This window comes from Brevundimonas sp., from assembly GCF_036399195.1.
Lineage (GTDB): Bacteria > Pseudomonadota > Alphaproteobacteria > Caulobacterales > Caulobacteraceae > Brevundimonas.
Window position 1 is genome coordinate 1 of record NZ_DASWNO010000045.1, and the last position, 2,058, is coordinate 2,058.

Consider the following 2,058-nt stretch of genomic DNA (forward strand, 5'->3'; position numbering starts at 1 on the left):
CCGAAGCCGAGCGGGACCACCGTCTCGAGATAGGCTTCCTTGACGTCGTAGCTGCCCTTGCTCGGGCGGAAGTTGCCGACCGAAAACAGGCTCGTCGTCGTTCCATTCGCGTTCTGGACGGGCTGGAACTGGGTGGGCACGAACCCGTCAATCTCTTCCTTGCGATATTCGCCGCCGACCGCGACGCTGACGTCGCCAGCCCAGGTCGCGAAGGGGGTGAACGAGAAGTTGGCGCCGATCACGGTCTGCTCGAGCACCTGGTCGCGATAGGGATCGTCGAGAATGTAATCGATCGCGGCGGGATCGGCGACGCCGGTGCCGAACAGGTTGAGCGGACGGCAGGCCGGATCGTCGTTCGCTGTGTTCGCATCGACGTTGATCGCGCACTGGATCGATCCGACGGCGAGGCCGCCGGGGTTGCCCGCCGGCGCGAACACGGCAGCGATCGCGTTGTTTCTGCGCACCGTCTGCTGGATGTTGATCAGCTCCTCGTGCAGGTCCGCGCGGCCGTATTGGCCGTAGACGTCCCAGCGCGCCGTCCGTCCGAACGCCTCGAAACTACCCTCGGCGCCGATCAGGTAGCGCTCGACCTTGCGTTCGTTGTTCGATCCCCGGCCCGGCAGGTCGGCGGCGCTGGTCGCCAGCGTCACGGTCGTGAGGCCGGTCAGGGCCGCGGGGCCGAGCGCCCGGTACAGGAACGCGTTGCACGTCGTCGGGGCGGTCGCGCCCGTGCCGCAGTTGGACGCGGCGATCGACAGGCCCGTCATCAGATTGGGGCCGGCGTTGAACAGGGTTTCCTGCCGGTTGTACGATGCCTCGGCGAACAAGGTGACGCCGTCGGTGACGTCGAAGCTCAGCCGCCCGAAGATGCCGTAGCGGTCTTCTTCGGGGTTGAGGCCGATGCGCACGCCGGTATCGTTGAGCCGCCAGTCGCCGCCCTGGTTCAGCTGCGGGCTGCTGCTGGTCGACGTCGAGCAGGTGGGCGAGGGGAAGGTCAGGGCGCCGTACTGATATTTGTTGATGGAACCGTTCTGGCCGAAATAGGTCCCGCACAGACGATTGACGGTGCCGCCGGCCGAGGCCGTGATAAGCCCGCCGGGGGTCGAGTTCGCCTGGCCGACCATGGTCCTGAACAGGTAGCGCGGCGCCGCGGCGTTGGCCGGCCAGGCCGGGTTCTGGATGCGCACGAAGCCGGTGTGGTTCCAGTCGCGCTCGCCCCGGTCGATGGAGAAAATACCGTCGGTGTGCGCGATCTCGGCCGCGACGATCAGCCGCCCGCGGCCGCCGGCGAACTTCGTGCCGCCGGTGATTGCGCCGGAATAGTTGAAACCGTCGCCGCGGGTGGTGATGCCGATGTCGCCCTCGACCTTCAGCCCTTCGAACTGGTTGTTGAGGATGAAGTTGGTGACGCCCGCAACCGCGTCCGAACCGTAAGCGGCCGAAGCGCCCCCGGTGACCACCTCGACGCGCTGGACGAGCGACTGCGGGATGGTGTTGATGTCGACGACGCCGTTGGCCGTGGACCCGACCGAGCGGCGTCCGTTGACCAGCACCAGTGTGCGGACCGTGCCGAGGCTGCGCAGGTTGAGCGCGTTGATGCCGGCCTGGCCGTTGCTGAGCTCGAGGCGCGAGTTGGAGGGCCGGATCGAGGCCGCGAGGGCGGGAAGCTGGTTGACGAAGTCGGCGATGTTGTTGGTCGGCGAGGAATTCTCAATATCCTCCTCGGTCAGCACCTGCAGCGGCGTCGGCGCCTGAAAGCCATCGCGCACGACGCGTGAGCCGGTGACGACAATGTCGGCGGCTTCGGTCTCGGCCTCGGCCGTGGCTTGCGCCGCGTCGGCCGCAGCGGCGGCGGCTTCCGCCTCGGGGCCGGGTGCGGGCGCATCCTGCGCGGCGGCCGGAGAGGCGAAACAGCCCATCGCGGCCAGCGCGATCAGGCTCGACAGCGTGGCGTGACGCGGCAAACGGCGCCGGGTTTCGGTCTTGATCATATCAGCCCCCCAGAAAACAACATGCGGCCTCCCAGCCGCGACCCGCCCAGCCCCTCACTCGTGCCCT

The 2,058-nt window shown here is 67.9% G+C and carries 1 protein-coding gene; it reads right to left on the bottom strand.

What is annotated here, in order from left to right:
* Positions 1-1,991: TonB-dependent receptor plug domain-containing protein (locus VGB60_RS02400; protein WP_331036684.1), on the bottom strand; the 1,991-nt coding region annotated here is incomplete at its 3' end.
* Between the last annotated feature and the right edge of the window lie 67 nt (positions 1,992-2,058).